Annotated in this window: 13 protein-coding genes; 5 read left to right on the top strand and 8 right to left on the bottom strand. The window is 74.1% G+C overall.

The window, feature by feature from the left end; genetic code table 11:
• Positions 1 to 986: 986 nt before the first annotated feature.
• The gene (locus tag ACFYZF_RS25220) at positions 987 to 1,166 is read right to left on the bottom strand and encodes a hypothetical protein (protein WP_387024738.1); all 180 of its coding nucleotides are present in this window, start codon (positions 1,164 to 1,166) and stop codon (positions 987 to 989) included.
• A 276-nt stretch (positions 1,167 to 1,442) separates the two neighbouring features.
• Between ACFYZF_RS25220 and ACFYZF_RS25215 the strand changes: the two genes are divergently transcribed.
• Positions 1,443 to 3,116 carry a glycoside hydrolase domain-containing protein gene (locus ACFYZF_RS25215; RefSeq protein WP_387024736.1) on the top strand — a complete coding sequence of 558 codons (1,674 nt, stop codon included), beginning with the start codon at positions 1,443 to 1,445 and terminating at the stop codon, positions 3,114 to 3,116.
• 111 nt (positions 3,117 to 3,227) lie between these two features.
• Here ACFYZF_RS25215 and ACFYZF_RS25210 read toward each other — a convergent pair whose 3' ends face one another.
• From ACFYZF_RS25210 to ACFYZF_RS25195, 4 genes are read right to left on the bottom strand one after another with little or no spacing between them, the layout of a single operon-like run.
• Entirely contained in the window at positions 3,228 to 5,462 is a 2,235-nt protein-coding gene (locus ACFYZF_RS25210) for a DUF4132 domain-containing protein (RefSeq protein ID WP_387024734.1), read from the bottom strand.
• Entirely contained in the window at positions 5,455 to 6,432 is a 978-nt protein-coding gene (locus tag ACFYZF_RS25205) for a hypothetical protein (RefSeq protein WP_387024732.1), read from the bottom strand. The genes ACFYZF_RS25210 and ACFYZF_RS25205 overlap by 8 nt, the downstream gene beginning before the upstream one ends.
• A complete protein-coding gene (locus ACFYZF_RS25200) occupies positions 6,429 to 7,799 on the bottom strand; it encodes a hypothetical protein (RefSeq protein WP_387024730.1) in 1,371 nt (456 codons plus the stop codon). Before ACFYZF_RS25200 ends, ACFYZF_RS25205 begins: the two co-directional genes overlap by 4 nt.
• Positions 7,796 to 8,101 (bottom strand): DUF6403 family protein, encoded by a 306-nt coding sequence (locus ACFYZF_RS25195; RefSeq protein WP_387024728.1) that lies wholly within the window; start codon positions 8,099 to 8,101, stop codon positions 7,796 to 7,798. Before ACFYZF_RS25195 ends, ACFYZF_RS25200 begins: the two co-directional genes overlap by 4 nt.
• A gap of 168 nt (positions 8,102 to 8,269) precedes the next feature.
• Between ACFYZF_RS25195 and ACFYZF_RS25190 the strand changes: the two genes are divergently transcribed.
• The 4 genes from ACFYZF_RS25190 (at position 8,270) to ACFYZF_RS25175 (ending at position 13,920) form a co-directional block, all read left to right on the top strand.
• Positions 8,270 to 8,671 (top strand): hypothetical protein, encoded by a 402-nt coding sequence (locus tag ACFYZF_RS25190; protein WP_387024726.1) that lies wholly within the window; start codon positions 8,270 to 8,272, stop codon positions 8,669 to 8,671.
• Positions 8,672 to 8,810: 139 nt separating this feature from the next.
• On the top strand, positions 8,811 to 9,914 hold the full coding sequence (locus ACFYZF_RS25185) for an endonuclease domain-containing protein (protein WP_387024724.1): 1,104 nt from the start codon (positions 8,811 to 8,813) through the stop codon (positions 9,912 to 9,914).
• A gap of 17 nt (positions 9,915 to 9,931) precedes the next feature.
• Positions 9,932 to 10,624: a hypothetical protein gene (locus tag ACFYZF_RS25180; RefSeq protein ID WP_387024722.1), complete on the top strand. Its 693-nt coding sequence runs from the start codon at positions 9,932 to 9,934 to the stop codon at positions 10,622 to 10,624.
• Complete coding sequence (locus tag ACFYZF_RS25175; RefSeq protein ID WP_387024720.1) at positions 10,621 to 13,920, top strand: helicase HerA domain-containing protein; 3,300 nt, start codon at positions 10,621 to 10,623, stop codon at positions 13,918 to 13,920. The genes ACFYZF_RS25180 and ACFYZF_RS25175 overlap by 4 nt, the downstream gene beginning before the upstream one ends.
• On the opposite strand, the gene ACFYZF_RS25170 is transcribed toward ACFYZF_RS25175, so the two are convergent.
• The 3 genes from ACFYZF_RS25170 to ACFYZF_RS25160 form a co-directional block, all read right to left on the bottom strand.
• A complete protein-coding gene (locus ACFYZF_RS25170) occupies positions 13,917 to 14,315 on the bottom strand; it encodes a fluoride efflux transporter FluC (RefSeq protein WP_387024718.1) in 399 nt (132 codons plus the stop codon). The two genes, ACFYZF_RS25175 and ACFYZF_RS25170, sit on opposite strands and share 4 nt — an antisense overlap.
• Positions 14,315 to 14,713: a fluoride efflux transporter FluC gene (locus ACFYZF_RS25165; RefSeq protein ID WP_387024716.1), complete on the bottom strand. Its 399-nt coding sequence runs from the start codon at positions 14,711 to 14,713 to the stop codon at positions 14,315 to 14,317. The genes ACFYZF_RS25170 and ACFYZF_RS25165 overlap by 1 nt, the downstream gene beginning before the upstream one ends.
• A 136-nt stretch (positions 14,714 to 14,849) precedes the next feature.
• Positions 14,850 to 16,022: an acyl-CoA dehydrogenase family protein gene (locus tag ACFYZF_RS25160; protein WP_387024714.1), complete on the bottom strand. Its 1,173-nt coding sequence runs from the start codon at positions 16,020 to 16,022 to the stop codon at positions 14,850 to 14,852.
• Positions 16,023 to 16,090 lie beyond the last annotated feature (68 nt).

The following is a 16,090-nucleotide window of genomic DNA, read 5'->3' as shown; positions in this document are numbered from 1 at the left end:
AGAGATAGTTGCGGCAATGGCCGGATACCTAATTTATTCGAGCTAAATGAATGCATTGCCCTTGGCTTTCGGCCTGGCCTGTCTGGCTCAGTCCATCGGCACCAATCGTGGCCCCTGCGACAGGAGTTGGTGAAGCGGCGGCCCAGGAAGCACCTCCCGCATCAGGTGAGTCATCGAGGGGCCCCACCCAGAGGCAGCAACGGGCAGTGCGTGGAGGTGCGTGACCGGGTCGCCCTGGTTGACGTACGCGACTCCAAGGCCACAGCCGCCGGTGGGTGCTGAGCTTCGCCCCCGCAACAACCCTGTCTATTACCTGGTGAGGACGACGGTGTCGGCGGCCGGTCCCCGCTGGACCTTGCCGGCGAGCAGGAGGGTCGGTGCGACGCCGAGGGCCGCCGCGACCGTCTGCTGATTTGTGGGACGACACGCCCGGCGAGTTCGCCAAAATCAGCAGACGATCGTGAAGTCCCAATCCCAGGGGCGGGGCGGGGCGGGGCGGGCGGGCGGGGCGGGAACGCCGACGCCGAACGCCGATCGGCGGGCAACACCGCAGCGCCCCCTTTGCTCTGCTGCCCCCGGTGCAACGCTCGCGGAGCGTGACGGTTCTGCCCGCCTCTCGTGTTCCTGGCGTGGGTGCCGCTCCACGGCAGGTATGCCTCCCAGCGCCTATGGAGCTGAGCCGGATACGACATCAGCCACGCCAGCCGCGATCGGCGACCGCGAGCGACAACCCGACGGGGCGGTGGGTAACGCGACGGCGGTGGGTAACGCGACGGCGCCTGAACGCCGGCAGGCTTCTTTAGCGTCGGAGTCGAGCGCTGACGTGCTGCGAGTCGGTAAGCCGCCCTATCCGACGCGGCGGTCTCGTCGTCATCTGCCGGCGGCGTCTGAATGGTCCGTCGCTGGTACTCGATGACCTCGCCACTCTCTCCATGGCGGTGGCGGTCCTGCTGCTTCCCGGGCCTAACCGCGGCCGGCGACCCGGGTCACCACTGGAAGTTCGAGCAGAGCAGCCCGACACCCACGAGTGCCAGGGCGACGGCGGAACATGTGAACCATCGAGCCCTACGGCGGTCTCGCCGGCGTGCGGCAATCGCGACGCCGAAGTGGAGGTACCCGGCGGCGATGAACGCGAGATACGCGAGGACGGCGCGGGTCGTCTCCACGGTCCCGATCGTACCGTCGGGGGCCGCCGCCCGGCGGTCCACAATCCTGGCGCATCGCGCACGCGAGCGGTCCCGACGCCGATGTCCGGCGGTGGACGCCAGCGTTCGGCGAACTGGCGTAGCGCAACCCGTACCGGCGGGTGACGGAGAACAGCCCGGTCTCCATCGACGCCGATCTCTGGCGCGAGCGGCCCGCGCATGGTAGGAATTTGCCACACTCGGCGTTGCTTGCGAAAGATTTCACCCAGAGAGGCTTCGATGAGGATAAGAAGGATCATGGCCTGCCTCACGGCCGCCATCGTCGCTCCGGCTGTGGCGGCCACCCCGACCTGGGCGGCCCCCACGGGCGAACAGACCGTTAGCTACCGCGGCTACCAGGTGCAGGTGCCGGCGGACTGGCAGGTCGTCGACCTGTCCACCGACCCCCACGCATGCGTCCGGTTCGACCGGCTCACGGTCTACCTCGGCCATCCGAGCGCCGAGCCCTGGTGCCCCACGGGGCTGGTCGGGCGCACGGCAGGACTGATCATCGAGCCGATCGACGCCGTCACCGCCGAGCGCCTCACGGCGGACACCGCCGTCACGGCCAGCGGCCGGGCGGCCGTGGACACCCTGGTGTCCCGCGACGGGACGGCCCAGGTCGCGGTGCGCGACGCGGGCGTACTCGTCACGGCGGTCCACACGCCGCAGACCGAGCCGGCGGTCCGCCGGATCCTGGCCGCCGCCAAGCTCGGCGCGGGTGCCACGCCGGTGTCCCTGGACGCCGTCCGCGCGGCCTCGACGCCCGCCACGGTGGCACCGTCGCTGGCAACCGGCCCGCAGCCGGGCACCTACACCGGCAAGGGCTTCGACACGTGCACCGCCCCGTCGCAGTCGACGATGGACACGTGGCGCAACAGCTCGCCCTACCGTGCCGTCGGCATCTACATCAGCGGCGCGAGCCGATCCTGCACCCAGGCCAACCTGACCGCGACCTGGGTGACCAACCAGGCCGCCAAGGGCTGGCACCTCATCCCCATCGAGCTCGACCGCCAGGCGCCGTGCGGCACCCGCCTGCCGAAGATGTCGTACGACCCCGCCACGGCACGGTCCGAGGGTGCGACCCGGGCGACCAGTGCGGTGAACGCGGCCAAGGCGCTGGGCATCCCCGCCGGCAGCGCGATCTACAACGACATCGAGCAGTACCCGGCGGGTGAGTCGTGCAAGGCGGCCGTTCTCTCGTACCTCTCCGGCTGGACCGAGCGGCTGCACACGCTCGGCTACCTCTCGGGCATGTACTCCAGCGGCTCCTCCGGGGTCCGGGATCTGTGCAACGCCTACAACGACACCCGGTACACCCGCGTCGACCACCTCTTCCTCGGCTGGTGGAACGGCGTGGCGGACACCGACGCCGGCGACTACTGCCCGGACGCGTACTACAGCAACCATCAGCGCATCCACCAGTACACCGGTGACACCAGTGAGACCTGGGGCGGCGTGAAGATCTACATCGACCGCGACTATCTCGACGTCTCGACCGGAACCACGGAGCCGCCGCAGGGGTTCACCGTCACGGTCGACAACACCACCACGGGCCGGTTCACCGCGAGCGCGAACTGGAGCACCTCGGCCTATTCCAGCCAACGGTTCGGCACCGACTACCGGTTCGCCACCCCGACCCCCGCCAGCGACGCCGCCTGGTTCGGAGCGGACCTCCCGGCGACCGGCAGCTACGAGGTCTCGGTCTGGTACCCGGCCGACCCGGGCTACAACGACTCGACCCCGTACGTCGTCGCCACCACCACCGGTAACCAGACCGTACAGGTGAACCAGCGGCTCAACGGGGGGCGATGGGTGTCACTCGGCGTGTTCACGCTGGCCGCAGGCGCAGGCAACAAGGTGGGAGTGAGCCGGTGGACCAGCGGCACCGGGTACGTGATCGCCGACGCGGTCCGCATCACCCGCGCCTGACCGACGGCACGAACGAGCGGCTGTGACGCGACAGTCGATGGCCCGGGCCGATGTGGTCGACCCGGGCCATCGACTTCCGTCCACCCGGGCGGGCGTTGAGGTGGGCCCAGCTCAGCCCCGTGCGTCGGGCTGGGCCCGGTTCGCCGCGTGCCGTGGCGAGGCGTACCCGTGCGGTTCGGTGCCGGCCACGGACACGACGAGGTCCAGGTCGCGCATGACCTCGGAGAACGCCACGGGCGGCACCTCCGCGAGGGGGACCGCCGAGCCGGCCGCGAGGAAGCGCAGTTCGCCGACGACCACGTCGCCTCCGCCGAAGTAGCCGTGCAGTTCGCAGTCCAGCGCGGCGCTGAGTTCGGCGGTCACGGGGCGGGTCGCCTGGTGCGCGTCGTACCGGTCGTGGGTCGACCAGCCGCGTCCGGACAGCAACCGGCCGGCGACCCCGCCGTCGACGGTGTGCCCGGCGAACCGTCGCGACACGTCGACGGCGTCGCGCTCCGCCGACGTCAACAGGTACAGCTCGCGGAACGCCTGCTTCACGGGCTGCCGGATCCGCCGCCGGACGATCTCCGCCTGCCAGTGGGCGAGCAGGCGTCGCTCGTACAACAGGAAGGGGTGCGCCGCGGTGACCGGGCCGTCGACGTCGATCTGGTCGAGCAGGCCGACCGTGCCCGCCCGGTCCTGCCAGATCAACGCGGGCAGCATCGCCTGCCCGGCCGGCAACCGCCGCAGGCGGAGCAGCTCGTCGGGGGCGAGGGTGCCCCCGGTGGCGACCAGCCGCTCGATCATCCCGTCGCGCATCCGGCGGGCCTGGTCGCGCAGCCGTTCCTGGTGTTCGCGCGTGTGGGCGTACCGCGGGTCGGCGCGGACCGTGGCCGGCACCGACTTCAGCGCCCTGCCGGCCCTGCTGACCGTGAGAACCGGGTCGGCGTCGGCGAGCCGTACCCCGACGGTGTAGTCGACGACGTGCCAGTCGCCCGGGGCCTCGGTGACGACGCGGGCCTCGCAGTCCCACTCCAGGCGGTCCGCGTCGGGGAGGCCCGCCACCTGGGCCAGGTGGTCGAGCGCGACCGCGACCGCGGCGGCGTGGCTGTGCCGGCGGTTGGGGCCGAGCTTCGGGCCCCGCCTCGCCACCTCGCGCAGGGCCAGATAACGATCGAGCACGGTCTCGCCGTCGGCGAGCGGCAGCAGGCCGAACGCGGCGATGCCGGACAGCGCGTTGCGCTTGACCCGTTTCTCGACGGCCGCCCGGTTCCACCCCGGCGCGGCGGCGATCACCTCGCTCGGACAGAGCTCCAGCAGCCGGCGGGCGCCGTCGTCCCCGGCCCGCCGCACGGCGGCCAGGATGCCGGCCCGGTCCTGCCGTCCCGCCTCCGTCGCGGAGGTCGCCAGCACCAGCCGCAGCAACGGCTCCGCCCCCGGCAGCCCGAGCACCGGCAGCAGCACCTCCGCGTCGCCGGCCGGCAGCCGCAGCTCGAAGGCGTACCGCCGCTGTTCGGCGGGACGGTCGCGCAGGTGGTCCACCAGGGCGGACCGCTCGTCGTCGGTCAGCTCGGCGGGGCCGAAGCGGTCGGCCATCCGGCGGTCGTGCGGCCGGTCCAGGGCCCGGAGCACGAACCGCAGGCCACGCGGCACCAGCACCTCGGGCAGCTCGTCCCAGTCGGGCTCGGCCGGCGAGGTCAGCCGCCAGGCCAGCGCGTCGAAGTAGTCCCGGACGACCGGAGCGCAGCCGGCCGGCGCCGAAGCCGCGACGCTGCCCGCCGGCGCTGTGGCGCCCTCCGCCGGCGAGCCCCCGCCGATGGCCCTGCCCAGGTACGCGTCGTCGGCGAACGCCTTCTCGACGACCCCGACGTCGAGCGCGCCCGCCGCGTGCAGGGCGTCCAGGATCCGTACCACGGTCTCCCGGCCCGCGCGGCCCAGCGGGGTGAGCACCAGCAGCCGCAGCAGGCGCACATCGGTGGCGGCGATCGCCCGCTCGGCCAACGGTTCGAGCGGCGGCTTTCGCCAGCCCACCCGGTCCACGGCGGACGCCAGCATCGCCGCACGGCGGGTGGTGGGCCACGGGGCGTCCAGCACCTCCGCCGGATCGTCCGGGTTCCGCACCGGGAACGCCTCGTCGTACACGTCGTCGAGCGCGGCGCTGATGTCCGCCACGTTCCCGCCGAGATGCCCACCGGTGCGTTCGATGCTGTCGCCGGTCGCCAGCCGCCGCCGGACCCGGTCGGCGAGATCCCGCAGCCCCGCCAGGTCACCGGCCTTCGAAACGCCCCCGGCCTCGTCGACCAGCCGCCACAGCGCGTCCCGCTCCTCGCGGACCGCGTCGACGTACATGTCGGGCACGTCAACCACGGCTCACCCGCCGGGCAGGGCGGTCAGCCGCAGGAAGGGTTTCGGGCCCCGCCCCGGCTACCGACCGGGCCCGCCGGCTCAGCGAGTCGACGCGCTCGGTGAGTTCGCGTACGGCCGTCTCGTCGTCGCCGTCCACGGCCGTGATGCCGTCGAGCAGCGCGGCGTAGTCGGACGTCAGCCTCAGGTACCGCCGGGCGAACTCCTGGTCGGTGTCGCGGGCCCGGCGTTGCGCCTGGGCGTACCGCTGGTCGAGGTCGATGATCTGCTGCGCCAGGACGGCGGCGGCGGCGCTGAGCGCGCTGCGGCCGTCGGCGTGCCCGTCGCGGCGGCTGCGTCGGGTGGCCGCGAGCCGGCCCGCCCGCCGGCCACCGAGCCAGAGCGCCGTCGCCCCGGCGACGACGCCCACGATCGCCGCGACCGCGAGCAGGAAACGGGGCAGCGACGGGCTGATCGTACGGGCGCCGTCGGGCACGGTGCCGGCCTTCACCAGCAGGTCGTAGTTGACGGTGACGACCTTCAGCGCCTCCAGGGGACGGTCGGCGAAGGTGTCGACCCCCCGGCCGACGGTCATCTCCGCGACGGCGGCCCGGCCGAAGTTCTCCTTGTCCCGGCCGGGCAGCAGCGCGCACCCGTAGGTGTCGTACTCGTCGCCGTCGCGGCTCATCACCAGCACGACGGTCCCGTCGGCGGCGTGTTCGACCTGATGGCAGGCGTCCCGGCGGTCGGCGCCCGGTGCCAGCAGCACCACCACCAGCCGACGGTTGCCGATGATCCGCTCCGCGGCGGCCCGGTCCAGGTCGACGCCGGGCGCGGCGTACACGGACGAGGTGCGGACCTGGCGGGCGATCGGGCCGTCCAGCGCCCCGCCGGTCCACAGCGCCCAGCCGGCCAGCGCCGCGCAGGCCAGGACGGCGAGGCCGAAGGGCGTGTCGAACAGGGTGCCGAGCCGGCGTCGTACGGACGGTCTCACGACAGCCTGCCCCGTAGGTAGAGGTCCGGTCGGTAACTGGCGATGCCCACCGTGCGGGCGACCTCGTCCAACTCCTCCGCCGCCTCGGCCAGCAACGCCCGGACGTGTGCGTCCGGCAGGTCCTCGTCCAGCGCCGCGCGGGCCGCCTGGAGCTTCACGATGCCCCGGGCCAGCGCCGGATCGCTGCGGGCGTCGGTCAGCAGCGACACCTCGACGGCGAGCGCGGTGAGACCGGCCAGCCGGCCCGGTTCGCCGCGCCGGCGCGACCCGCGCCAGCCTCCCGGGCCGCCGTCGGGACGCCGCAGCGACCGGATCGACAGGACCAGGAACGCCGCCACGCAGCCCGCGAACAGCCACGGCAGGGCGGGCAGCGCCACCCGGAGCGGATCGATCGGCCGGTACGGCAGCGGCCGGTCGAACAGGCCCGAGTAGCGCAGGTCGGTGACCCGGTTCAGGTAGGCCGCCAGCACGTTGCCCTGCGGGTAGTCGTACCGGCTGAGCCGGCCGCCGAACTGGCCGTAGAAGCTCGCCCCGGCCAGCTCCGCGAAGTCCGCCGCCGGACCGTGGTGCTCGATCCAGAGGCCGTACATCACCACGATCGGTGTGCCCGGGAACAGCCTGGTCAGCGCCGGACCGTACCGGGGCACCGGCTCGCCGTACCGCTGTGGGGGGAGCGCGACGTACCGGGCGCCGTCCGGGAAGGCGTTCCGCGCGCTGTCGCCGGGAAGCTCCGTCAGGGTGGCCCCCGCCCCGATGTGCAGCCCGGTCGCCCGCAGGTCGGCGGCGACGGCGGCCAACTCGCTGCCGGTCGGCTCACGCCACCGCAGCTCGTCCCGGTCGGGTGGCGTGGGCTCGTCGCGCAGCCCGGCGATCAGCGCCACCAGTAGGTCCGTCACGTCGCCGGTGGCGAACTGGGCACGCCAGGTGGGCAGGTCGTCGGCGGTGGCCTGGTAGATGCCGCCGCTCACCTCGGTGCCGATCACCCGGACGGTCGCGTTCTTCACGTCCCGGACCCGGTCGCGTTCGTCCTCGTCCAGCCCGGGCGGCGCGACCAGGATGCGGACCGGCTCGGTCCCGGTGGCCTCGCGCACCCGTCGCTCGTCCCACCGCGCGGTCGAGCCGGGGAGCCGCACCACGGGGTCGGCGGCCACCAGCGCGGTCATCTCGGCCACCGAGGGCACGCTCGCGTCGCTCAGCTCGCCGGCCGATCCCTCCTCGACCCCGGTTGAGGACGACGGCGACCTGCCGTAGCTGACGTCGATGCTCTGCCGCTGGGCGAGCAGGAAGACGACCAGGACGACCACGGCGATGCCGAGGAACGCCCAGCGCAGCAGCTCGCGGCGGCCTTGGCCCAGGCGGCCGGTCATGCGTGTTCCCGCCACAGCCGGTCGGCCTGCCGGGCGTACCCGGCCGCCGTCCGCGCCGCCGCCGGCCCGCCCCGGCCGGCGGCGATCAGCTCGGCGCGGGCGAGCAACTGCTCGGCCTCGGGCACCCGGGTCCCGGCCGCGTCCCGGCTGACGGCCGCGCTGTCGATCTGGGCGCGGGCGGTGGACCAGACGGTACGTCGAGCCTGTTCCCGGGCCCGCCACCTGGGCAGCAGGGTCGTCGCGAAGCCCGCACCCACCAGCAGCAGGCCACCGGCCAGCCAGATCGCGAGGGTGTGTGACATGTGCTCCAGCCTTGTGCCGAGGGGTCGGGTCCGTCGCTGCGAGGGGCGGGGTAACCGCCCGAGTCTCGCCGATCGAGTCAAACCGCTGCACACGGCCCTCCATCAGCGCGAGCGAGACGGCGGCGGGGGCTTGTCCGTCGTGCGGGTCGGCAGCGGGAGGATCCTGTCGTGCATACCTCGACGCGTACGCGTGCTCTGCTCGGTGGGTCCGTCCTCGCGGTGGCGACGGTCGCAGTCTGGTGGGCCTGGCTCGGCTGGGACACCGAGTACACGGTCGACCCGGTGACCGACTCGGTCAGCGGCCCGTACGACGGGTGGCAGGTCGTCGGGTGCGTCCTGTCCCTGGCGCTGGTCGCCGCCGTCGGCGGCTGGACGCTCCGCCCCTGGCTGGTGGCGCCGGTCATGACGGTGGCCTTCACCGTCGCCTGGGCGTGGCGGGCGGCGACGAGCGACGACTCGGGCCTGTGGGCGGTCGGGGCGGTCCTGATCCTGGTCGGGATGGCGGCCGGCACGACCGTGGTCAGCGCGGTCGCCCACGTGCTGCGTCGGCGGCGTGCCGGCGGAAGCTGATCCGCGCCGGTCGCCGCGTCGAACCTGTCGTAGGTGCGCGCCGGTCGGTCAGCCTGGTCTCCCCGGCCACGGCGTACGGCCGCGTGCCCGGCGAGGACGGGGCAGCGCCCGTGCCGCCGGCTCGGTAGCGTGCGTGGCCATGCGCAGCGGGGCCGGTCCGGAGTGGTGGACGGCTGTCCCGCCGCTTCGCGTCAGCCACCTCGCGGGCGTCGACCCCGAGCTGCTCCGGTTGGCCCTCGACCCGCTGCCGCCGTCCGCGCCGGCGGTGGTCGCCTACCGGCCGGCGCGGGGCCTTTCCCTCGCCGGCCTGGTCACCGTCCTCCTCGACGAGCTGGAGGACGCCGCCAGGGCGTTGTTTCCCCGCTGGCTGCCCGGCGCGGCCCGGCTCGACGGTGGCGGTCCGCTCGGCCGCGCGGCCGTCCGGGAACTCGCCACCCGGGTCGCGGCCCGCTCCGACCACTTCGGGCCGTTCCTCGCCGACCTGGCCGAGCGGGCCCTGGGACAGCCGGGCGGGAGCGGTCCGCAGGGCCCCGGCGGGGACCGACGGCGTACACGCCCGTCGCGCTTTCCCGCCGAGGTACGGGCCGCCGGCCTCGCCCGGGTGCTCGCCGACGCGTACGACCGGAAGTCCTGCGTGCTGGTGGCCGAGCCGCCGGAGGGGGCCGGTCCCGAGGACGAGCGGGCGCTCGTGGCGGCGGCCGAGTGGCTCGTCCAGCACGGCCGGTGCGCGGTGTGGCTGGTCGGCCCGCTCCCGCACGGAGGCGACCGGGTCCGACCGGTTCCGCTCCGGCTCCCGACACACCTCGCCGAGCTGACCGGGGGCATCGGTCGGGTTTCCGACAGCCCCGCCGGCCCGGGTGGGGTGGGCCTGGCGTACCCGCCGCTGGCCGGGGCGCCCCGGCCGGACAGCGCCGCCGAACAGGCCCTGGAGCGTGCCCTCGCCCCGCACGACTGGGCCCGTGGCCGGCGGTGGAACCACACCTACGAATGGCATCCACTGGGTCGGCCGTACCGCCTGGATCTGCTCTGGACGGTCGAAGGGCTTGCGGTCGAGGTGGACGGCCCGGAGCATCGGGGAGCCATTATGTTCGCCGACGACCGGCGGCGCGACGTACAGCTCCAGCTTCTGGGGCTCGACGTGCTCCGGTTCACCAACGAACAGGTGCTGACCGACGTCCAGGCCGTCATCCGGAGCATCCGGGACCTGCTGGCCCGACGACGCGCGGCCGGCGCGCACCCCTGACAGGAAAAAGAGGCACCATGTCGAGCAGCACCCCGGACCTGCCGAGCCTGACCCCCAACCAGATCCAAGCGCTCGTCGTGCTGATGGTGGAGGCCCGGAAGCTGACCAATGCCGAGCTGCGGGACCTGGCCGGGTTCGCGCTCACCGGCAAGGACAACAAGAAGCTGGTGGAGCTGGGCCTGGTCGAGACCGACCGCAGCCGCCGCATGCTCTCGCACGAGCTGACGGATGAGGGCTGGCGGGTGATGCGCCAACTGCACACCGGTGCCCCGCCCAGGGCGGGACGCTCGGCCAGCCGCTCCCTGTTCACCCTGCTCGGAAACCTGCACCGGGGGCTGGACCGGCTGCGAATCAGCCACGCCGACTTCTTCAAGCAGACCGCCGCCGACCCGGCCGGGCCGCCGGCGACCGCCGGGGACGCGCCCCCGGCGGCCGCCACCGCCGGCGGGGACGTCGCGGAGCTGGTCCGGGCCGCGTACCGGGAGCTGGCCGCGACGCCCGGCGCCTGGGTCGGCCTCGCCGACCTGCGCGACCACCTCGACGGCACCGACCGCGCGGCGGTGGACGCCGCGCTGCGGGCACTGGTGCGGCAGGACGGCGTACGGATCATCCCGGTCGCCAACAGCAAGTCGCTGACCGCGCGGGACCGGGCGGCGGCGGTACGCATCGGCGACGAGGACAACCACACCCTGTCGATCGGGGCGGCATGATTCCTGACGACGAGCGCGCGGCGCTGGAGGCGTTGACCTTCCACCCGGCGGTCACCCCCGACGACGTGTGGCGGCCCTCCCCGTACGACGTGCCCGAGCTGCACGAGCGGGTGGTCGCCGAGATCCTGCGCGGGGTGGCCCGGGCCCGCACCGACGACACCAGCCGACCCCTCGGGGTGGCCATGCAGGGGCGGGCCGGCTCCGGCAAGACCCACCTGCTCGGCGCGGTCCGGGAACGCATCCAGCAGGACGGCGGCTACTTCTTCCTGGTCAACATGGTCAGCGGCCGGACCTTCTGGTCGAGCGTCGCGCTGGCGATGGTCGAGGGAATGGGCCGGGAGTCGGGCGGCTGGGACACGCAGCTGCGCAAGTTCCTGCGCCGGCTCACCTCGCAGCTCGGCCTCCCCGCCGAGGTCCGGGACGCGGTGTCCGGCGCCGAGCCGCTCACCCGCGAGCACCTGGACACCTTCGTCCGGGCCCTGCGCACCTTGCACCGGGAGGTGGGCCGGGAATGCCAGGACACCGCCCGGGCCCTCGTGCTGCACGGCTCCCGCGAGTTCGACGACCAGGACGTCGGCTACGCCCACCTGATCAGCGAGCCCGGCGACCCGGCGCGCCGGGCGGAGTGGGGGCTCACCCACGGCGTACGCCCTCCGCAGCAGGTCGTCCAGGACATCTCCCGGCTGATGGCGCTGACGCTGGACCCGACGGTGATCGCCGTCGACCAGCTCGACACGCTTCTCGCCCAGACCAGCACGTCCATGTTCGACCCGCGCGCGGAGCTGGACGACGCCCACGCGACCGCGTTCGGGCCGATCGCCGACGGCCTGCTGACCCTGCGCGACGTCACCCGCCGGACGCTGCTCGTGGTGTCCTGCCTGCCGGACACCTGGGAGCTGCTGACCCGTAGCGCGCCGACCTCCGTGGCGGACCGGTTCCGGGTGTCCCTGCTGCCCGACCGGATCCCGACGCCGCAGATCGGGCGGGCGATCGTGGCGAAGCGGCTCGCGGCCGTGTTCACCGAGCGGCGGTTCTTCCCGCCCCACCCGACGTGGCCGGTCAGCCCCGACGCCTTCGCCGACGCCCCGAACCTCACCCCGCGGGCCCTGCTGCGCCGGGTGGACCGGCACGTCGCCCGGTGTCGCGACGCCGACGAGGTGTTCCTGCTCGACCGGCTCGTCGACGGCGGGGACCCCCCGGTCGTCCCGCCGCCCGGGCTGGCCGGGACGGCGGACCTGCGTCCGCTGGACGAGCGGTTCGCCCGGCTGGTGGCGGCGGCCGAGGTCGGGCCCGCGTTGGAGCACCGCACGGAGGACGAGCACCTGCCGCCGCTGCTCGCCGCCGGGCTCGCCGCGTGGATCGCCGAGCAGGCCCCGACGGGGGCCACGTACAAGCACGACCCGCCGCCGGGCCGCAAGCCGGCGCTGCACGGTCGCCTCATCGAGGTGCTGGACGAGGCCACCGAGAACGAGGCGCACTGGTGCTTCCGCGGCCTCGCCCACCCGAACGCGATCGCCACGATCGCCCGGGTCCGGGCGGCCTGCACGATGGCCGGCCTGGACCGGCAGTACCCGCAGCGGCGACTGGTGCTCCTGCGCAACGGCCCCTGGCCGACCGGTCCGCGTACCGCCCAAGTGCTGGCGGAGTTCGATGCCGCCGGCGGGGTCCGGTGCGTCGTGGCGGAGGCCGACCTGCGGGTGTTCGCCGCGCTGCGCGAGCTGGCCCGCGAGCCGGACGCGGTGTACCAGGAGTGGCTGCTCGCCCGCCGGCCGGCGAGCGGCACCGCCCTGTTCCGTGCGGTGCTCGGCGCCCCCGCCCCGGCCACCCCTGTGCCGGCCGCCCCCGGGCCGGCCATCTCCGGGTCGGCCGCCTCCACCCCGGCTGCCTCCACCCCGGCCGCCTCCACCCCGGCTGCCTCCACCCCGGCCGCCTCCGGGCCGGCCGCCTCCGGGCCGGCCGCCTCCACCCCGACCGCCTCCGGGTCGGCCGAGCCGGCGACGCCGGCTTCCGGGGCCGTCGACGGCCTGGTGCCGGCAGCCCCCGACGGGCCGGACCCGGCGACGGTCCGGCTGGGGCACACCACGGACGGGCGGCGACCGTTCCAGGTGGGCCTGGAGTCGCTGCGCCGGCACGCCGTGGTCTTCGCCGGCTCCGGGTCGGGCAAGACGGTGCTGATCCGGCGGCTGGTCGAGGAGTGCGCCCGGCAGGGCGTGTCCTCGATCGTGCTGGACCCGAACAACGACCTGGCCCGGCTGGGGGACGCGTGGCCGCAGCCGCCGGTCGGCTGGGAGCCGGGCGACGACGAGCGGGCCCGGGACTACCTCGACCACACGGAGGTCGTCGTCTGGACTCCCCGGGTCAAGGCCGGGCGGCCGTTGAGCTTCCAGCCACTGCCGGACTTCAGCCCCGTGCGGGACTCGCCGGACGAGTTCGACCAGGCCATCCGCTCGGCGGTGGAGGCCCTCGCGCCCCGGGCCGGGGTGGACCGACCCACCCGGCTCGCCCAGCAGGGCAAGGCCGTGCTGACGGAGGCGCTGCTGGCGTACGCGAGGAGCGGCATGGTGGGCCTGCCCGGCTTCACCGAGTTCCTCGCCGACCTGCCCGACGGGGTGAGCCGGCTGGCCCGGGCCGACAAGCTGGCCCTGGAACTGGCCGAGGCGCTCAAGGCGGCGATGGTCACCGACCCGCTCTTCGGCGGCACGGGCGCCCCGGCCGATCCCGGGCTGCTGCTCACCCCGACGCCCGGCCGGCGGGCCCGGGTGTCGGTGGTCAGCTTCGTCGGGCTCACCTCCGACCAGGAGCGGCAGAGCTTCGTCAACCAGTTGCAGATGGCGCTGTTCGCCTGGGTGCGGCGGCATCCCGCCGGGGACCGGCCGCTCGGTGGCCTGTTCGTCATGGACGAGGCGCAGACCCTCGCCCCGTCGACCGGGAACACCGCCTGCACGGCCAGCACGATCGCGCTGGCCTCGCAGGCCCGCAAGTACGGCCTCGGGCTGGTCTTCGCCACCCAGGCCCCCAAGGGCCTGCACAACCGGATCTCGGGCAACGCCACCACCCAGTTCTTCGGTCTGCTCAACGCCCCGGCGCAGATCGACGCGGCGCGGCAACTCGCCGAGGCCAAGGGTGGCCGGCTGCCCGACATCGGGCTGTTGAGCAGCGGCCAGTTCTACGTCGCGGGCGAGGGCTTCCCGTTCGTCAAGGTCGACACCCCGCTGTGCCTGACCCATCACCCCAAGGCGCCGCTGACGCCGGAGGAGGTGATCGACCGGGCGGGCCGACCCGCGCCGACCAGCTAATGGAGCAGACCGCCGAGCCACAGGCCGAACGCGGCCAGCACAAGGCTCGCGCCGAGGCTGCCGAGCACGTTGAAGGCCTCGACGGCGGCGTTCTTGCGCAGCAGTCCCAGCGTGTGCCACTCCTCGGTGGAGAAGGTGGTGTAGGCGCCGAGGAAGCCGACCCCGACGATCGCGGCGAAGTCCTGCGCCCCAGCGGCGACGTTCTTCGCGGCATAGCCGGTGACGACGCCGAGCACAAAGGCACCGGAGACGTTGATCAGGAAGGTGCTCGCCGGGAAGGCCCTGCTGGACCCGGTCACCCGCGCCTTCCACCAGGGTTTCACCAGCGCGTCGACGCCGGCGCGGCTCAGCGCCCCGAGCCCGCCGGCCAGGAACACCCCGATGCCCACCCACATCACGCACCCCTGCCCGTCGGATGCCCCACCCGGAGTTCCGCGAGGCGAGCGCCGAGCGCCGCGGCGATCACTCCACCGAAGATGGACACGACGAGGTAGGCGATGCCAACCCCACTGCGCCGCGCCCCGATCAGTTGATCGGCCTCGACGATGAAGTGCGACCAGGTCGTGAAGCCGCCGATGACACCGGTCGAGAGGAAGGGCTTGCCCCACGGCCCCGGCAGCCGGTGCGCCGCGAGCAGCGTCATCACGGCGCCGAGGGCGAAGGCGCCCACCATGTTGATCACAAAGGTGACCCAGGGAAAGTCCGGTGGCGTGGACGGGGCGAGGCCGAGCCCCAGGAGGTACCGCAGGGTGGCGCCGATGCCACCGCCGGCGATGATCGCTAGGACTGTCACGTACCCATTAGCTCACCGGCGCTCTCCGCCACGGCCCGGTTCCGGCGGGGCCTCACCCGTACGGTTGGGGTCCCGCCCGAGCGGGTCCGACACCGAAATGCCCACCGCACGGCACGCCGATCCCACGAAGCGCCACCTAGTACGCCAGCTCGACCGGCCGGCCGAGCAGGTGGGCGCCGTTGTTGCCCAGCCAGCCCTCCGCCGCCGCCGCGTGCTGGGCGAAGGTGTGGATGTCCCGGAAGCGGCGCTGCACCGGGGAGGAGTCGCGGGCCGCGCCGCCCCCGCCCGCCCGGTAGCAGGTGTCCACGGCGGCGGTGGCGACCTCGGTCACCCAGGGCAGGCTGGCGGAGATCTGCGGGCGCAGCGCCTCGACCGCGGCCGGGTCCTCCGCGCCGGCCGCCCGGAACAGGTCGTGGGCCAGCGACCGCAGCAGCGCCCGGGCCGCCCGGACGTTCAGATCGGCCCGGCCGAGCTGCACCCGGAAGGCCGGCGAGTCGGCCAGCGACTGCCGCGCGTACAGCCGTTGCCGGCCGCCGCCGAGCAGCGCCACGGTGTCGTCCAGGGCACCCTGGGCGATCCCGACGGCCACCGCGCCCAGGTGCAGGACGAACTGCGCCAGCGGCGCGAGGAACCCGGGCCCCGGGACACACGGGGTACCGGTGAACAGGTCGAAGCTCTGCTCCACCGGGCAGAACACCGACTCCATCAGCACGTCATGGCTGCCGGTGCCGCGCAACCCCAACGTGTGCCAGGTGTCCTGCACCGTCACCGCGCCGGCGGGCAGCAGCATCGAACGTATCTCCACGGGCTGGCCGTTCGGGCCGGGCAGCGGCTGGCCGTCCCCGGTGAGCACACAGTTGCCGAAGATCCAGTCGGCGTGCCGGGAGCCGCTGGCGAACCCCCACCGCCCGGTGACCTGGAATCCGCCGTCGGCCAGCTCGGCCCGTCCCTGCGGGGCGAAACCGCCGGCCACCACGACGTCCGGGCCCGACGCGTAGAGCTTGTCGAACCGGTCCCGGGGCAGCAGCGCCAGCAGGTGCGGCGTCTCCGCGCCGATCATCACCGTCCAGCCGGTGGAGCCGTCGGCGCGGGCCAACTCCTCCAGCACCGCCAGCCCGGTGTGCGGGTCCGCCTCGTACCCGCCGTGGCTGCGCGGCACGAACATCCGGAAGCAGCCGGCGGCCCGGAGTCCGTCGAGCAGATCGGCGGGCAGCTCCCGGGCGGCCTCGATCTCCTCGGCCCGCCGGCTCAGCTCCGGCGTCAGCTCCCGTACCGCACCTGTCAGTCGGGTCCGGTGCTCTTCGTCCATGGTTGCCTCCTGCTCGCCCCGGGCGTCGCGGCGCCTCCCGGCGCCGTCGGACTCGCGGCGCCGGCCTG

This window comes from Micromonospora sp. NPDC001898, from assembly GCF_042891255.1.
In the GTDB taxonomy this organism is placed as follows: Bacteria; Actinomycetota; Actinomycetes; order Mycobacteriales; family Micromonosporaceae; genus Micromonospora.
This window is presented reverse-complemented; position numbering and strand designations above follow the sequence as displayed.